The sequence below is a fragment of the Prevotella sp. khp1 genome, from assembly GCF_900102205.1.
Classification (GTDB): Bacteria; Bacteroidota; Bacteroidia; order Bacteroidales; family Bacteroidaceae; genus Prevotella; species Prevotella ruminicola.
This window is the reverse complement of the sequence record NZ_FNJZ01000001.1, coordinates 493,405-509,437: the sequence shown is the minus strand read 5'-3', so window position 1 is coordinate 509,437 and position 16,033 is coordinate 493,405. Positions and strand designations below refer to the sequence as shown.

The following is a 16,033-nucleotide window of genomic DNA, read 5'->3' as shown; positions in this document are numbered from 1 at the left end:
ATTTTATTTCTTGTTAATCAGGTCGATAAAACGTATTTTGCGATTGTTTTCGCCGGTAAGAGGATCTTTAGCCCCCCAATCACGAAGTTTGCAGTAGATGCCATTGTGGTGATAGTAGCCGCCATCCAAACAGCCTTGGCAAGGTTTCCTTTTGCCTTCGCCACTAAACATATCGGTCATTTCTATCTCTTCGTGGCAACTGCCAGGAACCACACCTTTTAGGCCGTCCATCTGCCAAATATTCCACGAAATGATGTAAGCAATGTACTTGATGCTTTTTAGCATAGGCTGCTTATGGAATTTGGCTTGGTAGTTCTCAATGAACGTCCAAAGTAGAGCCTCACGAGCCAATAGCAGGTTATCGCCCTGCCACTCAAAACCATAAGTGTTTTGATAAGCAATCTGTGCCCAGTCTAACCAATCACCGCTGGTTTCCGTGTTTTCACTCACCACACGTAGTTTGCGGTCAAGTAGTCCTATACGCTGTTCTAAAGGAATCATTTCGCCTGTGGTGGTGTCATACCGACTTACCAGATATGGTGCCTCTCCGCATGTCATTTCCATGCGGGTGGCTCTCACGTAATCACGCCACGTTTTGCCTTCAGGAAAAGAGATGTGTTTGGGATTGGGTTTCCACGTATGGTTTTCGCTGTTTTCGGTGTTAAACACATCCTTGCGGCCAAACCAGGCTTCGTCAACCAGATTATTCTGGGCATTACAAACCCACGATGGGGTGAATACCTCGGCCATATCTTTGGCACGATCGGTCTGGTTCTCCTTTGATTTGAGCACACGAGGTCTTATCACCATTCCGTTATCGCCCGTAATCAGTTCTGGCAATATCTCCGAATGGTAATCATATCCACATCCAAGCGCCTCATAGTCATGAGTTGCCCAGAATATGTTGCGTCCTGTGGTATGGTCGCGTAGTAAAGCATCCAATACATCACGCGACAATTCCAACAGGTCGTTCTCCCTGATATCTACACAGGGATAACTGTTGTCGTTGTCTGGCATTCTTTGCGCTTATAGCTAATGGCAAAAGCACTTATCGGATTCTTTTGGGCTTGAAACGTCAAGACCTCTATGCACGAAAAAAGCGTGTCCGCTCCTTATCGAACATAGAGGCCCTGAGAAAGCCCACCAAACTGATAAGTGACGTCCACGCTAAAAGCGCAGACATTCACAATTATCGGTTGTTTGGATACATCTTTAGAAATTTCTCAGGTTTCTATGTTCGCCGAATAACTGCTAATGCTGTTATTAATTTACCCACGATGTCACACCAACCTTCCTCTGAAGTTTACGCTGGTGATCAGGTGCAAAGGTAGAGAATAATTGGGAAATATGCAAGAATTTAGGAGAAAAATAAAGGGTGGTACATGTTTTTTCGTAATATCGGGCTTAATAAATAAAATAATCGATGATTATTTTGCAAGTGCAAATGATTACTCGTACCTTTGTGGAAAATAAACATAAAGCTTAAATTACAATGAGTATCTATCAACTTAACCTAATAGGTTGGGCAGCATTTCTTAGAATTGCCGCCCTGAGACCCAAACCACCCACAAAAGGTGCAACTACTTAACAACAACTATAGGTGTAAACCTGTTACGAAGAGAGTGTAATAAGATTGTATAACTTTTTACAATTTTATCAATGGTAAAAGAAAGCAAAAGCTTCCTTTTGGGAAAAATATGGCCCCATTATCAAGAGGAAATGAAAATAGTTATGGAGTCGTGGCGCGACATGATGTGCGAGGAATTGCAGTGGCTGCCAGTGGAAGAGTGGGAGCATCTGACGTTCGACTTCAAGAATCATAAAAAGCACGATGTATATCGCGAATTGATGCGTGCTTTTAATAAGAAATGGACACGGTTCAGGTCGGTTAAAGAGATGGCGAGATTTTTGGCGAATTACTCTAATATCGCCGAAAACGAGGATTTCGACATCAGGACTGAGACCATTCGACACAATCTGAACCGACAGATGAAATATATTACATAATAAAATACAACAACAATGGAACTATCATTATTACTACACAGCAAGGATGCCTGCCCGCGCACAGTGACGCTTGAGCAGGTGGTAGAGTTGATAACCACAGGCAGCAACCTGTCGATGCCGCTATGCTCGGTGGCCGCCATTTTAGAGGGTGGCTACCGACTGAAGGACATCATAAGTTTTACGGGCTTATCGGTGGTTAGTTATCATGGTACCGATGGCAATAGTGTGGCGGAGCTCCGTGAGGAGGCACGAGCCGACCCGCACACACTATTGCTGTTTGGTACTGCCGATGTGATACACATTGTGTTCAGCTACGAACTTGACCGGGCGTACGAGTTGCGACAACAAAGGCTGTTTTATGCCAAGGCCTACGACTTTGGATGCGATTATTACGACCAGCTGATGGGGCAGAGTGCCAACCGTAAGGATAAGGGGCGTATGGTGCAGCTGGTTCACGATGCCGAGGTGTATTATCAAACCTATGCCGAGCCGTTTTATGTGTGGGAGATAAAAGAGGCTAATGCGGCTAAAATCGAGGGGCGCAAACCCCGTGGTCAACCCAAGGAACGTAAACCTAACTGGAAAGAGCTGTATGCCAGTGTGCAGGATATACGCGTGTTCCTGGATAATCACATGATGCTGCGGCGTAATGTGATTATATCGCGTGTGGAGTATCGTAAGCCTGATAGCTACATGGATTGGCGACCTATCGACGACCGTGTGGTAAACTCGCTCTGGGCCCAAATGTCGGGCGATAAACCTGTGCGAGTACAGGATATGTTTCGAGTGATTGAATCGGACTATGTGCCTGATTTTAACCCATTTACCAGCTATCTCGAAAGTCTGCCACCATGGGATGGCGGTAACAATATTCTGGCGCTATCGATGAGTGTGACAGTAAAAGGCGATTTAGATCAGCAGATGCTGTTTTATGAATACCTGCGAAAGTGGCTGGTGGGTATGGTGGCTGGCTGGGTTGACAAAAACGAGGTGAACCATGAGATACTGGTGCTTGTAGGCGACCAGGGAATTTACAAAACTACCTGGTTCCAGTATCTGCTTCCGCCAGAACTGCGTAATTATTTTTACACTAAAACGAATGCTAACCGTATGTCGCGCGACGATCTTTTGACATTGGCGCAGTACGGCTTGGTGTGTTACGAGGAGCTTGACACCATGCGCGATGCCGAGCTGAACCAGCTGAAGGCTGCAGTAACCATGCAGAGTATCGACGAGCGTGCTGCCTATGCCCGCTATCACGAGCACCGCAAGCATATAGCCTCGTTTTGTGCTACGGGTAATAAGGTGCAGTTTCTGACTGATAATACAGGTAACCGCCGCTGGATGCCTTTTGAGGTAGAGAGTATTCATAATCCACGCACTCATCCTATCGACTACGAGGGCGTATTTGCCGAAGCTTATGCACTGTATAAACAGGGCTTCTGTCACTGGGTGAAGTCGAACGAGATGGATCAGCTCTCGGAGCACAACGAAGCGTTTGAGAGTGCGATGCCTGAGCTTGAAATGATTGAGGAAAATTTCCGACTCCCCAAACCCGGCGATACGGTTGAGTTTGTGACTCGTACCATCATTTTCCAGACTATCAGTTGGAACCCTACGCTTAAACTCAAGATAGAGAATATCGGTCCGGCTATGGCTAAACTGGGCTTTGAGCGTACGCAGCACAACAAGAAGCGTGGCTACTGGGTGTACCGCTATAACGACATGGAAAAGAAGTACAATAAAAGCAAGCGAATGGGTACAGCTGTTGAGGGCGGAGCACCGGAGCAGTGATATTTTAAACTTTCCTCGCGTACGTGCAGGAACTTCAAAACCGAAAAAAAACTTCCTGCACGTACGCAGGAGAAAAATTAAAAATTGAATTGATTATGTTAGAAGTAAAAGACTATTCTAAGCAGGAACTGGCGGATGCTTTGTATGCCGGTAACATTAAACCTGAGAGCCGAATGAAAAAGCTGTGGCGCGATATTAACAGGTGCCCCGACTTGTTGCGCGATCTGTACCGCCTGCACTACCATAGCGGTGATACGGGGTTTACAGCCCAGATGGTGGAGCGCATCAAATACTGGCTGTGTATTGACTAACGGGGTGGGGGCGATGCATCATAAAAATTCTCCAGCCGCAAAAACTATGCGACAGGAGATTTTTATCAGGAAATCCTTAAGTATCTTACTTGATAAACTTGTGGGATACAAGCATGTTCTTCGGGTCGAGGGCCTCGTCCAGTTTCTCCTGCGTCATCAGCCCCTTCTCCAGTACAATGTCGTAAACCGAGCGGTTGGTTTCAAGAGCCTCCTTGGCCACCTTGGTAGAGGTCTTGTAGCCAATGTAAGGATTCAGGGCGGTTACGATACCGATAGAGTTCTTAACCATCTCCATGCAGCGCTCCTTGTTAACGGTGATGCCCAGGATACACTCCTCGGTCAGGGTCTCGATGGCGTTCTTCAGCCAAATCAGGCTCTCAATCAGGCACTCGGTAATCACAGGTTCCATCACGTTAAGCTGCAGCTGACCAGCCTCGGCAGCAAAGCTAACGGCGGTATCGTTACCAATGACCTTGAAGCAAACCTGATTAACCACCTCGGGGATAACTGGGTTAACCTTTCCTGGCATGATTGATGATCCAGGTGCCTTAGGTGGCAGGTTGATCTCGTTCAGACCGCAACGTGGACCCGAGGCCATCAGTCGCAGGTCGTTACAGATCTTAGAGAGCTTCACGGCCAGGCGCTTCAGGGCCGACGAGTAGCTTACGTAAGCACCCGTATCAGGTGTTGCCTCTACCAGGTCGGTAGCGCTTACAAATGCCTCGCCAGTGAGCTTAGCCAGATTGGCAGCACACAGTTTGGCAAAGCCAGGAACGGCGTTCAAGCCTGTACCGATGGCTGTACCACCCATATTAATCTCGTGCAGTAGCTTTACGTTGCGCTCCAGGTTCAGAATCTCCTCCTCCAAGTTGTTGGCATAGGCATTAAACTCCTGTCCGCTGGTCATTGGCACGGCATCCTGCAGCTGGGTACGACCCATTTTGATGCAGTCGGCAAACTCGTCGCCCTTGTAGCGCAGGGCACTGATCAAGCCTGTGAGTGCAGCTACCAGACTCTTGTTCATACGTATCAAAGCCAAACGGATGGTGGTAGGATATACATCGTTGGTACTCTGTCCGCAGTTACAGTGGTCGTTAGGATAGCAGTGCTGGTAGTCGCCCTTCTCGTAACCCATAATCTCAAGGGCACGGTTGGCAATCACCTCGTTGGCATTCATGTTTACCGACGTACCAGCACCTCCCTGCATCATGTCGATGGGGAAGTTATCGTGCCACTTGCCGTCAATCAGCTCGCGACAGGCCTGCGAAATGGCGCCAGCTATCTCGTCGTTAATCACGCCCAGGGTGTGGTTGGTTTCAACTGCTGCCAGCTTTACATAAGCAATGGCAATGATAAAGTCGGGATACCACGACATTTTTTTGCGCGAGATATGATAGTTGTTAATACCACGCTGTGTTTGTACGCCGTAGAGTGCATCGGCTGGTACTTTGAGTTCGCCTAAAAGGTCAGACTCTATTCTATATTTCTGTTCTGCCATAATCTTTAATCTTTAATGTTTAATGTTTAATCTTTAATGTTTAATGTATCATGTTTCATGTATCAGAACATCGGCAACTGCCAGATGTAACCTAACGAAATGCGGTTGGTGCTGTAATCATCGGCACCAAATGCCTTTGCCTTATCGGTATAGCTGAGAAGAAGCGCTTACACCAGCGATGGTACCGCCGGTAGCAATAATACGGATTTTGGGTTTGGCCACGATGTTGACCGAAACCAACACTGCTAAAAGCAGCAATACATTACGCCATGTTTTCATACAATAATTGTTTTAAGAAGTTAGTAAAATATAAGTTTAATATAGGAATGTTATGATAAGATAGCCTACGCCAATGCTCACAAAAGTGGTGATAAAGCCCGAAAGCTGGAACGAGTGGTTAAGCACGTACTTGCCGATACGGGTAGTACCCGTGGTATCAAAGTTGATGGCTGCCACCTCGGTAGGATAGTTGGGGAAGAAAAAGTAGCCGTTGACAGCGGGGAACATAGCCACGAGTGCCAATGGCGGAATGCCCAAGCCAATACCCAGCGGGAAGAGCGTGCGTACCGTGGCTGCCTGCGAGAACAGCATGATACTCATGATAAACAGGGCCACGCTGAACAGGAACGGATACTGTGTTACCACGTCGGCTATGTGACTCTTAAAGAACTCCAGGTTGCCATTAAAGAAGGTGTCGCCCATCCAGGCAATACCAAAGATGGCTATCATGGCATTCATACCTGCACTGAATATATTGCCGCTCACAGCCTGCTTCACACTGGCCTTACCAACCAGCAGAATCACTGCTGCCATCGACATCATCAGTATCTCGATGGTCTCAGGCATCGATAGCTGGGTAACCACGCCGTCAACCTCGAACGATGGGCGCAGCGAAGGGGCGCTACCAAAAACAATCACTAGCACAACGCCCAACAGGAATGCCAGCACACTCCACTTGGCACGTGGATTGGGACTCTGCTCCATCTGTGCCATCGCCATGGCTTCGGCTTCCGGGTCAATCAGTCCTTCACGTACACGGCGCTGGTATTCGGGATCATCTTCAAGTTCCTTGCCCACACGGTTCTGCACAAACGAAGCCACCAGGATGGCTATCAGCGAGGCTGGGATACACACCAGCAGGATATCCTTCAGTTCTATGCCCTGTCCGCCAAGCAGGTCGGTGGATATAACAGCTGCCGTAGCCGCCGACATGGGCGAACCAGTGATACCCAGCGAGGCCGCGATGGTGGCCACTGTCATGGGGCGCTCCGGACGTATCTTAGAATTCTTGGCAATCTCCGAGATAATAGGCAGCAACGAGTAAGAGGTATGGGCTGTGCCTGCTACCAAGCAGAACAACCAGGTGGTGAGCGGACCATAATAAGTAATGTGTGTAGGGTGCTTACGCAGGAACCTGGCTGCCAATCCTACCAGGTAATCCAAGCCACCAGCAGCCTGCAGCGCCGCCGTAGCCGTAATTACCGATGCTATGATCAGCATCACATCAATGGGCACCTTGCCGGGGTGCATGCCGAAGATAAACACGAGTATGAACACACCCACCATACCGTAGATGCCCAGTCCGATACCACCAACCCTGGCGCCGATAAATATAAGGGCCAATACGATAAACAGTTGTAAAATAATCAAGAATGTCACCATAGATTGTAAAATAATTAGTAGAGTAAGATTGTTATATTGCGCAAATATACGATTAATTATGATTGCAACAAAGAAAAAATCGATTTTTTTTGAATGAATGTTAAATTATTGCAGAATCTGCCGATTGTACGGATAGTGCTGAATATGCAGACAAAACGCTCTCCGAAATGTGGTATCTTTGTAAGCGGTAAGCAAGATGAGCCGTGGGGATGGCACTTATGCCTCGCTCAGACGTCACGAACCACTCGTTCAGATTATCTCCATACCCCTATAGGGATTATCCGAACACCTGGTAAAGACTATCCGGATAGCACACGCAGACTATCTGAGCAACCCACAACCTACCTCGGCTGCCGAAAAATGTAAAAATTCAAAAATGTAACAATCAAAAAAATTATGAGTCAGAAGTTTATTAAACTTAAGAACAACAACCGCGCCAATGCGAAGGCTTACGGTAAGTATTTTGCCACTGCAGTTTACGACAACCATTTTGTGGGTACCGACGAGATTGCTGATTTTATCCAGCGCCAGGCCTCGGTTAAGAAGAGCGATATCAAGGCTGTGCTGCAGGAGCTGGGCGAGGCCATGAAGCATTTCTTTGAGATGGGACAGAAGATTAAGCTGGAGGGCATCGGTATCCTGAAGGTTGGTTTCTCGAGTATCGGTGTAAGTAAGGCCGAAGAGTGCTCGGCTTCAACCATCACTACCCGCCGCATCCTGTTCCAGCCTGAGACAGAGCGTGTTGTGGTTGGTCAGCAGAAGCGCACGGATGGCACCGTTAAGCAGAAGTATGTTACGGCCATCTCCCTGCTGAAGGATGTGGTGTTCGAGGAGACACATGATAACTCCATGAACACCGAGAGCGAATCACCCTCTACTGGTAATGGCGGTGGCAATACCGGTGGCAGCGGTAATACCTCAGGTGGCGGTAACTCAAGTCACGAGCCTATTGGTGATTAAGCCAATTTCTTCGTAAGCCGAAGAGGGGAGATTCTCCTTTTCTTCGGCGCGAAGAAAAGAAGTAAAAGAAGCATCCACCTTCCCCAAGCCCCTCCCTATATGGAGGGGATGTAAAGTCGGGATTTGGGAAAACCGCAAATTCCTCCTACCTTTTTGGCAGTCCGGGACTTCGGCCTATATTGCTTAATGGGGGCGAGCCCCCAAACCCCAGCGGCCTTTGGCCGCTAATATAAACAATCACGCCAGGGCTTTGACGCCCTGAGCGTACCTTAATGAAAGAGCGACAGGTGGAGCGGTTAAGTCCCTTGCCAAAGATTGGCGAGGGGTTTGGGGAGTGGTTTGAGATCCTCCTTAGGATAAGGAGGACTAAGGAGGTTGTGAAAAAAACGATTTTAAATTTAAAAGTAATTTTATGATAAAAGTAAATTGGAATAGAGTAGCTAAGTGGTTGCGATTTGCAGCAACAGTGATTACAACAGTTCTGGGAACTATTGCTGTACAGTCATGCGGTCGATAACAATGATTGTTCTTCATTGTTCGGCAGTGCGAACCAACCAGACATCCTCGGCAGCCCAGATAGATACATGGCATCGCCAGCGAGGTTTTAAACTCGGCATTGGCTACCATTACGTGGTGCGTCGTAACGGAGAGATAGAGCAGGGTAGACCGGAATGGTTGGCTGGGGCTCACTGCATGAACCATAACAAGTACTCCATCGGTGTGTGCTACGAGGGAGGACTGAATGCCCGCGGACAACCCGCTGATACGCGTACACCGGAACAGAAGGCGGCCCTGCGCACACTATTAGAAGATCTGCACCGGCGCTATCCCCGTGCGGTTATCGTGGGCCACCACGATCTGAACCCGATGAAGGCCTGCCCGTGCATCGAGAGTGTTACAAAAGAGTACGCCGACCTTCAGCCCAAGTAAATAAAAATCATTAAATCCCAAGGCATAGCGTTTTTGCCTTGGGATTTTCTTCTCGTATGTCAGGGACCTGGTACCTGGCATATCCTAAATAATGTTAATTAATACCATTTTGTTATCACTTATTCGTATCTTTGCCAAATAATAAAAACAATAAGGTATGTTTGATATCATAGATGCTACGGGTTCTGTCTACAAGAATGTCACTATCAACAAAGGTGCCACCATTCTCTCGCTTGGGAAGGTGGTGATAGAGGACAACGTACTGTAATCCCACACAAACTGGACTTTAATACAAGATACAATGGATCGTAGTCAAGAAATCATCCGTACCAGTTGGATAGGTATTATAGCCAACGTGCTGTTGGCAGGCTTTAAGGCCGCTGTAGGAATACTGGCCAGTAGTGTGGCTATTGTGATGGATGCCATCAACAACCTGAGTGATGCACTGTCGAGTGTCATCACCATCGTAGGCACCAAGCTCTCGCAGCGTCCTGCCGACAGAAAGCATCCCTTTGGTTTTGGCCGCATCGAGTATTTCAGCGCCATCATCATTGCCGTTATTGTACTGTCGGCAGGTATCACCTCGCTCATCGAGTCGGTGAAGAAAATCTTCGCCCCCACAGAGCCAGAATACACTACGACGACACTGGTGGTTATTGTGGTGGCTATCGTGGTAAAACTCATCCTCGGCCAGTATGTGAAGAAGAAGGGCGAACAACTGAAGAGCGATGCCCTGATTGCCTCCGGCTCTGATGCGCTGTTCGATGCCGTTATCACGTTGGCAACGCTTATCTCGGCTGGTGTTATGCTACTGTGGGGCGTGTCGCTGGATGGTATTCTGGGTGCACTGATATCAGTTGTGATTATCAAGGCAGGTATCGAGATGCTGGCTTCGCCCGTCAACGAACTGCTGGGTACGAGTATTTCGCAAGACTTTGCCAAACAGATACAGAAGGAGGTCGCAGACTTCGAGGGTGTTCATGGTGTTTTCGACCTGATACTGCACAACTACGGCCCTGACGTAAAGATTGGTTCGCTGCACATCAACGTATATGATACGATGACAGCCCATGAGATTCACGGCTTGACACGACGGATTTCTACGCAGATGTATGTGAAGCATGGTATTATCATGACTGTTGGCGTATATGCCATCGCTACGGGCGATAACAAGCGGGCTGAGTTGCAAGCAACGGTGACGCAGACCCTCGCAGCCCACAAGGACATCGTACAGGTGCATGGCTTCTACTATTCTGAGAAAAGGAAGTATCTGTCTGTAGATGTTGTGCCTGATATCTCCGTCCACGACGAGGCTGCCTTTATCAGTCAGCTTACCGCAGAACTTCAGCCGTTAGTTCCCGACCAGCAAGTGGTTGTCGTAGTGGATCATAATTATAGCGAATGACAATGAAAAAATCAGCATACGGGAGAAGCCGCTCTCAATCTCCTTTTGCAAGTTCTCATCATCGTTCGGATTAATTCTTACTGCCATTTCTGAGCTCGGAACGCTGCCCATCGCTTTTCAAACGAAGCGAGATGCTGTTGTTTAAGATCCTCTGTCAAGAATGACTTCGTGATGCTCAAGCGGAAGAGCTGCTCCAGTTCGTCAAGACTGAGATTCCATGCCACTACTGCAGCAAAAACATCATCGACATAGGGGTTGCCCTCTAAGTAGGCAGGGTCGTCGTCGCAAAGCACCACACTAACTCCCTGACGGATATAGTCTTTGGCAGGATGCTGGGTGAGGTCATCTGCATAACCCAGGTAATGGTTCGAGATAGGACACACCTCCAGGGCGATACCCTTTTGTTTGACTTGCGCAAGTACATCGGGATATTTATACAGATTGAAACCGTGACCTATACGCTCTGCACCCAGCGACAGGGCACTGCTTATCTCAACGTTGTCTGACTTCAGACTCTCTCCTGAATGAAGTGTGAGGTGCAGGTTAGGATTCTGTTTGCGGGCATTCGCCAACAGCTCTTTGAAATCCGTAAGCCTCACGCTCAGGTCTTCTTCATTGACCAAGTCTAAGCCGACGAGGAAATCCTTGAGCCCGGCTACGGTGTCCTTCAGATTCAGACTTACATAGACGGCATTATCAATAAGCATTTCGTTATATTGCGTTTTGTCATACGCATCAGTCTTGGCCTTGAGTCCACAGCCTATAAGGCGCACGCTGAACTCGGGGTTCTTCTTGCGAGCAGTGTTCATGGCACGATAGAAAGCACGGCCTCGTTCCAAAGCCGCAGCATGGTCGCCGAAGAACAGAGGCCTTAGCTCCATGTGAACCACGCCTTGATCAAGATAGAAATTGAAGGCGCGTGTGTAATAGTCCTCTAACAAAGAAACCGATGATGTCAGGTTTATGTTTTTGTCAAAGATTCCCTCAAACCAGTCCCATGCACGCTGAGTTCCTGTGCCTTTTATCGTCCAAGCGCGGACGAAATCATCTTGCGTGCATCCGCTTTTCAATGCATCGGCCATGGTCTTGTAACCTTCGGGACAAGGCGTACCGTCGCCAATATAGCGCAACATGCCAAAGTCCTTTCCCGCAACACAACAAACAACCAATTCGTTTGGATGATCGCTCACAAACTTTATCAGTTCCACGATGGGCAATAATGCATCACAATGCACATGCAGGTCGGCTCCCTTAGGCATTGCCTGACACATTCTGTAGAGCGAACTTTGACGGAACGATGCTTCAGGTTCAAAGAAATTCGCCTCAGCCAACTGATAGCTTATATACGATGATTTATACTCGTCGAAAGCCTCTTGAGTGGACAAATCTTTTACCGGGTTATCGACAGAGTTATCGACCGTACAACCAACCAGAGCCAATTGTAATGTAAGTGATACTAGTAGTAGTTTTTTCATTCTTCCAATGTGTTTATGTTAATTTGATTGTTCAAAAGTAGTAAAAATCCAGCAGAATTCAGTACTTTTGTGGCAACATTTAAGATGATTTAAGTATATTTAAAGCGCTGTGGAAATACAGTTTCCCTTCATAATAGACATAACTGATGGGAACGGCATAGGGGTAGTCATCATCACCAAGCAATGCTGACACCCATCCTAAAACAAAAGAACAGTTAAATTCTAAGGCAAAGTGATACTGCATTGGGATATTTTTCGTATCTTTGCAAAATAATTACTAAACAATATGACTATGACAAATATGATTATAGATTTACAGAGTTTCTTTATATCGCTTTTGAATGTAGTTTGCGAGATGGCTCCCTATCTGCTGTTGGGATTCTTCATCGCAGGCGTGCTACATGTGTTTGTGCCGCAGAGGTTTTATGCAAATTATCTTTCGCGTAATAATAAGTTTTCAGTGCTTTGGGCGGCGCTGTTGGGTGTGCCACTGCCGTTGTGTTCGTGCGGAGTAATCCCAACTGCTATTGGTTTGAGGAACGAGAAGGCTTCGAAGGGAGCCATTGCCTCGTTCTTGATTGCCACACCACAGACGGGTATCGACTCTATTTTGGCCACATTCTCGCTGATGGGACTTGGCTTTGCCATTATCCGTCCTGTGGCTGCACTTATCACCGGTGTTTGCGGCGGACTGCTGGTGAACCGACTGGTTCGCGAGGATGATATCTCCAGCATCGACAACTTTTCGTGTGAGGTGGAAAGTGGAAACAGAATTTGGCGTGTTCTGCGATATGCCTATTACGATATGCTTCGCGACATCGGTCTGCGACTGCTTATCGGACTGATTGTAGCAGCGCTGATTCAGGTGGCTGTGCCTGATGAGTTTTTCCTCAGTTTCGGCAGTCAGCCATTGTTGCAGATGCTGGTGATTCTGATCATTGCAGTGCCGATGTATATCTGTTCTACGGGTAGCATCCCCGTGGCAGCCGCGCTGATGATGAAGGGACTCTCGCCTGGTGCAGCATTGGTGATGCTGATGGCAGGGCCTGCCGTTAATCTCGCATCAATCCTGGTGGTTCATAAGTCGATGGGGCGTCGTTTTACATCGATTTATCTGATGACCATCGTAGGCTTTGCCGTTCTCTTCGGTCTGCTGCTCAATGCTACGGGGCTCGACTTTGCCGTTGCCGTTCAGGATGCTTGCTGCATGAATGAATCGGCTATGCCAAGTGTGTTCAAGATTGTTTGTGCCACAGTATTAACATTATTAATTATATTTGCGCTTATGATGAAGTTTTTCAGCAAGTTTACCACCAAAAAAACGTTAGACCCAGATGTAACTCTTTACCGAGTTGAGGACATGCATTGCAGTCATTGCGAGGCAGCCGTGGTTCGTGCCGTTGAGGATTTGCCTGGCGTTGAGAAAGCTAAGGCCAGTGCATCTGCCAACACCCTTACTATCAAAGGTACTGCCACCGAAGAGGCCATCCGCACAGCAGTTGAGGGTATAGGATATACGTTTAAGGGACGAAAGTAGCACCTACCTTATTGGAACAAGATAGGACTGGAGATGCAAAAAGAGTTAGCTAAATAATTAATTAATTAAAACGATGATTAGAAGAGCAGAAATAAAAGATATACCAGGTATTATTGAACTGTTGCATCAGGTTAACATGGTGCATCATGTATTGCGCCCCGATTTGTTCAAGCCCTATACCACCAAGTATAACGAGCAGGAACTGGAGGCTCTGATAGGCGATGACAGCAAACCTATCTTTGTTTTCGAAGATGGGGGAGTGTTAGGCCATGCTTTCTGCAAGATAACCGAAGTAAAGGGCGACAAGTTGCTGCAGGACATCAAAACACTGTATATAGATGACATCTGTGTAGATGAAAATGCACGCGGCCAGCATGTGGGCAAGGCCTTGTACGAATACGTGCGCGATTACGCCGCATCAATTGGATGCAATAACATCACCCTGAATGTGTGGGAGGGCAACGATGCCGCATTATCCTTCTACAAAAACATGGGCATGAAAGTACAGAAAATAACCATGGAAGTTGTGCTGTAACTTTGCGACAATATTATAATAACTAAACAATAACGATTATGAAGGTTTTGATTTTACAAGGCTCTCCAAGAGCTAATGGAAACACCGCTTGGATGGCGGAAGAGTACAAGAAGGCTGCCGAGGCAGCAGGTCATGAGGTGACACTGGTGAACGTAGCCAAAAAGAAAATTGCAGGCTGCTTGGCATGCGAGTACTGTCATACGAAGGGCAACGGCACCTGCATCCAGAAGGACGACATGCAGGAACTCTGCCCCATGATGAACGAGGCCGAGGTAATTGTACTGGCTGCACCCATCTACTACTTTACAATCTGTGCACAGATTCAGGCTGCCATCCAGCGCATGTACTGCGTAAACAAGCCAGCCAACGTGAGGAAGATGGCGCTGCTGATATCGTCGTACTCGCCTGGTGTATATGATGGTGCTAAAGCCGAGTTCCGCGATATCTGCAACTACTGGAAGGTAGAGAACATGGGCTTTGTTACTGCCAAGATTGACGAGCAGAAGACCGAGGAAACCAAACGGAAGGTAGTGGCACTTGCTTCGATAATATAAACGATACCAAATAAATCATAAATCCCAAGGCAGAATCAACATGCTTTGGGATTTTTTTGTATCTTTGCAACCAAATTATTAAAAATCTATGATAAGTAAAGATATACGCGAACAGATAATAGCTTTGGTGCATAAAGAGGTGGTGCCTGCTATCGGGTGTACCGAACCGATGGCGGTGGCACTGTGTACGGCAAAAGCTAAAGAGCAGTTAGGCTGTAAACCAGAAAAGATTGTGGCCCTGCTGAGTGCCAATATCCTAAAGAATGCTATGGGTGTTGGTATTCCAGGCACAGGTATGATAGGACTTCCCATTGCCATCGCCCTGGGTGCGCTCATAGGCAAGAGCAAATACCAGTTGGAGGTGCTGAAGGACCTTACTCCTGAGGCACTTGAAGAGGGCAAACAATATATCACGGAGGATAGAATTGACATCCGGTTAAAGGATGGAAAGTGCGACAAACTGTACATTGAGATTATTGCATCGGCAGGCGACCGACAGGAAACGGCTATCATCGCAGGCAGTCATACCCATTTTGTTTCGGGTGATGCCAGTTACGCCAGGACTGCGGCGAGCGATGAAGATGACGAGATAGCACTGAACATGCGACTGGTGTACGACTTTGCAACTACCGCTCCTTTGGACGAGATACGTTTTATTGAGGAGACACGCACCTACAACATGAATGCTGCCCGCGAGGCGCTGAAGGGCAACCACGGTCATAATCTGGGTAAGACTATCGATCGTCCGCTGGCCAAAGGCATCTTCGGTAACAGCATCTATTCGCACATTATTTCGCGAACAGCTTCGGCTTGTGATGCCCGTATGGGTGGTGCCATGATTCCCGTGATGAGTAACTCAGGTTCGGGTAATCAGGGCATATGTGCCACAAACCCCGTATGTGTGTATGCCAAAGAAAACGAGAATACGGAGGAGGAACTGCTGCGTGCCCTGATGCTGAGTCATTTGACGGCCATCTATATCAAACAGAGTCTTGGAAAACTGTCGGCACTCTGCGGTTGTGTGGTAGCCTCGATAGGTTCAAGTTGTGGCATTACCTACCTGATGGGAGGCGACTACGAGCGTATCTGCTATGCTGTAAAGAATATGATTGCCAATCTGACGGGTATGATCTGTGATGGTGCCAAACCATCGTGCTCGTTGAAGATTACCAGTGGCGTCAGCACGGCTTTGCTGTCAGCACTGCTGGCTATGGAGGGCAAATGCGTATCGCAGGACGAAGGTATCGTGGACGACAGTGTTGATAAGAGCATTCACAATCTTACCAGCATTGGTGCCGAGGCCATGTGTAAAACCGATGATATGGTTTTGAACATCATGACCTCGAAAAAGCATTGAATATCTCA

Annotated in this window: 14 protein-coding genes and 2 pseudogenes; 10 read left to right on the top strand and 6 right to left on the bottom strand. The window is 47.6% G+C overall.

Annotated elements, in window-relative coordinates; all coding sequences use genetic code 11:
- Positions 1 to 3: 3 nt before the first annotated feature.
- Positions 4 to 1,017, bottom strand: a complete 1,014-nt coding sequence (locus BLR73_RS02230) for a restriction endonuclease subunit M (protein WP_091858459.1) — start codon at positions 1,015 to 1,017, stop codon at positions 4 to 6.
- 702 nt (positions 1,018 to 1,719) lie between these two features.
- On the opposite strand from BLR73_RS02230, the gene BLR73_RS02225 reads away from it, so the two are divergent.
- The 3 genes from BLR73_RS02225 (at position 1,720) to BLR73_RS02215 (ending at position 4,112) form a co-directional block, all read left to right on the top strand.
- Entirely contained in the window at positions 1,720 to 2,007 is a 288-nt protein-coding gene (locus tag BLR73_RS02225; RefSeq protein ID WP_143010859.1) for a hypothetical protein, read from the top strand.
- A 15-nt stretch (positions 2,008 to 2,022) separates the two neighbouring features.
- Complete coding sequence (locus tag BLR73_RS02220; protein WP_091858453.1) at positions 2,023 to 3,801, top strand: VapE domain-containing protein; 1,779 nt, start codon at positions 2,023 to 2,025, stop codon at positions 3,799 to 3,801.
- A gap of 95 nt (positions 3,802 to 3,896) precedes the next feature.
- Complete coding sequence (locus BLR73_RS02215) at positions 3,897 to 4,112, top strand: DUF4248 domain-containing protein (RefSeq protein WP_013065491.1); 216 nt, start codon at positions 3,897 to 3,899, stop codon at positions 4,110 to 4,112.
- Positions 4,113 to 4,197: 85 nt separating this feature from the next.
- On the opposite strand, the gene BLR73_RS02210 is transcribed toward BLR73_RS02215, so the two are convergent.
- The 3 genes and pseudogenes from BLR73_RS02210 to BLR73_RS02205 form a co-directional block, all read right to left on the bottom strand.
- Complete coding sequence (locus BLR73_RS02210; protein WP_091858450.1) at positions 4,198 to 5,610, bottom strand: aspartate ammonia-lyase; 1,413 nt, start codon at positions 5,608 to 5,610, stop codon at positions 4,198 to 4,200.
- 156 nt (positions 5,611 to 5,766) lie between these two features.
- Positions 5,767 to 5,889: pseudogene (gene ansB / locus BLR73_RS14280) on the bottom strand (L-asparaginase 2); the annotation flags it as partial.
- Positions 5,890 to 5,925: 36 nt separating this feature from the next.
- Positions 5,926 to 7,272 (bottom strand): anaerobic C4-dicarboxylate transporter family protein, encoded by a 1,347-nt coding sequence (locus BLR73_RS02205; protein ID WP_091858447.1) that lies wholly within the window; start codon positions 7,270 to 7,272, stop codon positions 5,926 to 5,928.
- A 396-nt stretch (positions 7,273 to 7,668) separates the two neighbouring features.
- Here BLR73_RS02205 and BLR73_RS02200 point away from each other — a divergent pair, with 396 nt between their 5' ends.
- From BLR73_RS02200 to BLR73_RS02190, 3 genes are all read left to right on the top strand, one after another.
- A complete protein-coding gene (locus BLR73_RS02200; protein ID WP_091858444.1) occupies positions 7,669 to 8,232 on the top strand; it encodes an HU family DNA-binding protein in 564 nt (187 codons plus the stop codon).
- Positions 8,233 to 8,736: 504 nt separating this feature from the next.
- The gene (locus BLR73_RS02195) at positions 8,737 to 9,162 is read left to right on the top strand and encodes an N-acetylmuramoyl-L-alanine amidase (protein WP_091858441.1); all 426 of its coding nucleotides are present in this window, start codon (positions 8,737 to 8,739) and stop codon (positions 9,160 to 9,162) included.
- Between the two features lie 301 nt (positions 9,163 to 9,463).
- A complete protein-coding gene (locus BLR73_RS02190) occupies positions 9,464 to 10,567 on the top strand; it encodes a cation diffusion facilitator family transporter (protein WP_091858439.1) in 1,104 nt (367 codons plus the stop codon).
- Between the two features lie 77 nt (positions 10,568 to 10,644).
- Here the strand turns inward: BLR73_RS02190 and BLR73_RS02185 are convergent, their stop codons facing one another.
- Positions 10,645 to 12,042 carry an amidohydrolase family protein gene (locus BLR73_RS02185; RefSeq protein WP_091858436.1) on the bottom strand — a complete coding sequence of 466 codons (1,398 nt, stop codon included), beginning with the start codon at positions 12,040 to 12,042 and terminating at the stop codon, positions 10,645 to 10,647.
- Positions 12,043 to 12,142: 100 nt separating this feature from the next.
- A pseudogene (locus BLR73_RS14510) lies at positions 12,143 to 12,229 on the bottom strand (nitroimidazole resistance protein NimJ); the annotation flags it as partial.
- A 114-nt stretch (positions 12,230 to 12,343) separates the two neighbouring features.
- Here BLR73_RS14510 and BLR73_RS02175 point away from each other — a divergent pair.
- From BLR73_RS02175 to BLR73_RS02160, 4 genes are all read left to right on the top strand, one after another.
- Positions 12,344 to 13,579 (top strand): permease, encoded by a 1,236-nt coding sequence (locus BLR73_RS02175; protein ID WP_091860075.1) that lies wholly within the window; start codon positions 12,344 to 12,346, stop codon positions 13,577 to 13,579.
- Positions 13,580 to 13,652: 73 nt separating this feature from the next.
- Positions 13,653 to 14,114, top strand: coding sequence for a GNAT family N-acetyltransferase (locus BLR73_RS02170; protein WP_033151117.1), 462 nt, complete (start codon positions 13,653 to 13,655; stop codon positions 14,112 to 14,114).
- Positions 14,115 to 14,152: 38 nt separating this feature from the next.
- Complete coding sequence (locus BLR73_RS02165) at positions 14,153 to 14,668, top strand: flavodoxin family protein (RefSeq protein WP_013063683.1); 516 nt, start codon at positions 14,153 to 14,155, stop codon at positions 14,666 to 14,668.
- An 88-nt stretch (positions 14,669 to 14,756) separates the two neighbouring features.
- Positions 14,757 to 16,025 (top strand): L-cysteine desulfidase family protein, encoded by a 1,269-nt coding sequence (locus tag BLR73_RS02160; protein ID WP_091858433.1) that lies wholly within the window; start codon positions 14,757 to 14,759, stop codon positions 16,023 to 16,025.
- Positions 16,026 to 16,033: the final 8 nt, after the last annotated feature.

Coding starts and splice junctions, on each gene's coding strand:
- BLR73_RS02160 (WP_091858433.1), top strand. CDS start 14,757: ATGATAAGTAAAGATATACGCGAACAGATAATAGCTTTGGTGCATAAA.
- BLR73_RS02215 (WP_013065491.1), top strand. CDS start 3,897: ATGTTAGAAGTAAAAGACTATTCTAAGCAGGAACTGGCGGATGCTTTG.
- BLR73_RS02185 (WP_091858436.1), bottom strand. CDS start 12,042: ATGAAAAAACTACTACTAGTATCACTTACATTACAATTGGCTCTGGTT.
- BLR73_RS02170 (WP_033151117.1), top strand. CDS start 13,653: ATGATTAGAAGAGCAGAAATAAAAGATATACCAGGTATTATTGAACTG.
- BLR73_RS02225 (WP_143010859.1), top strand. CDS start 1,720: ATGAAAATAGTTATGGAGTCGTGGCGCGACATGATGTGCGAGGAATTG.
- BLR73_RS02220 (WP_091858453.1), top strand. CDS start 2,023: ATGGAACTATCATTATTACTACACAGCAAGGATGCCTGCCCGCGCACA.
- BLR73_RS02210 (WP_091858450.1), bottom strand. CDS start 5,610: ATGGCAGAACAGAAATATAGAATAGAGTCTGACCTTTTAGGCGAACTC.
- BLR73_RS02165 (WP_013063683.1), top strand. CDS start 14,153: ATGAAGGTTTTGATTTTACAAGGCTCTCCAAGAGCTAATGGAAACACC.
- BLR73_RS02190 (WP_091858439.1), top strand. CDS start 9,464: ATGGATCGTAGTCAAGAAATCATCCGTACCAGTTGGATAGGTATTATA.
- BLR73_RS02200 (WP_091858444.1), top strand. CDS start 7,669: ATGAGTCAGAAGTTTATTAAACTTAAGAACAACAACCGCGCCAATGCG.
- BLR73_RS02175 (WP_091860075.1), top strand. CDS start 12,344: ATGATTATAGATTTACAGAGTTTCTTTATATCGCTTTTGAATGTAGTT.
- BLR73_RS02230 (WP_091858459.1), bottom strand. CDS start 1,017: ATGCCAGACAACGACAACAGTTATCCCTGTGTAGATATCAGGGAGAAC.
- BLR73_RS02205 (WP_091858447.1), bottom strand. CDS start 7,272: ATGGTGACATTCTTGATTATTTTACAACTGTTTATCGTATTGGCCCTT.
- BLR73_RS02195 (WP_091858441.1), top strand. CDS start 8,737: ATGCGGTCGATAACAATGATTGTTCTTCATTGTTCGGCAGTGCGAACC.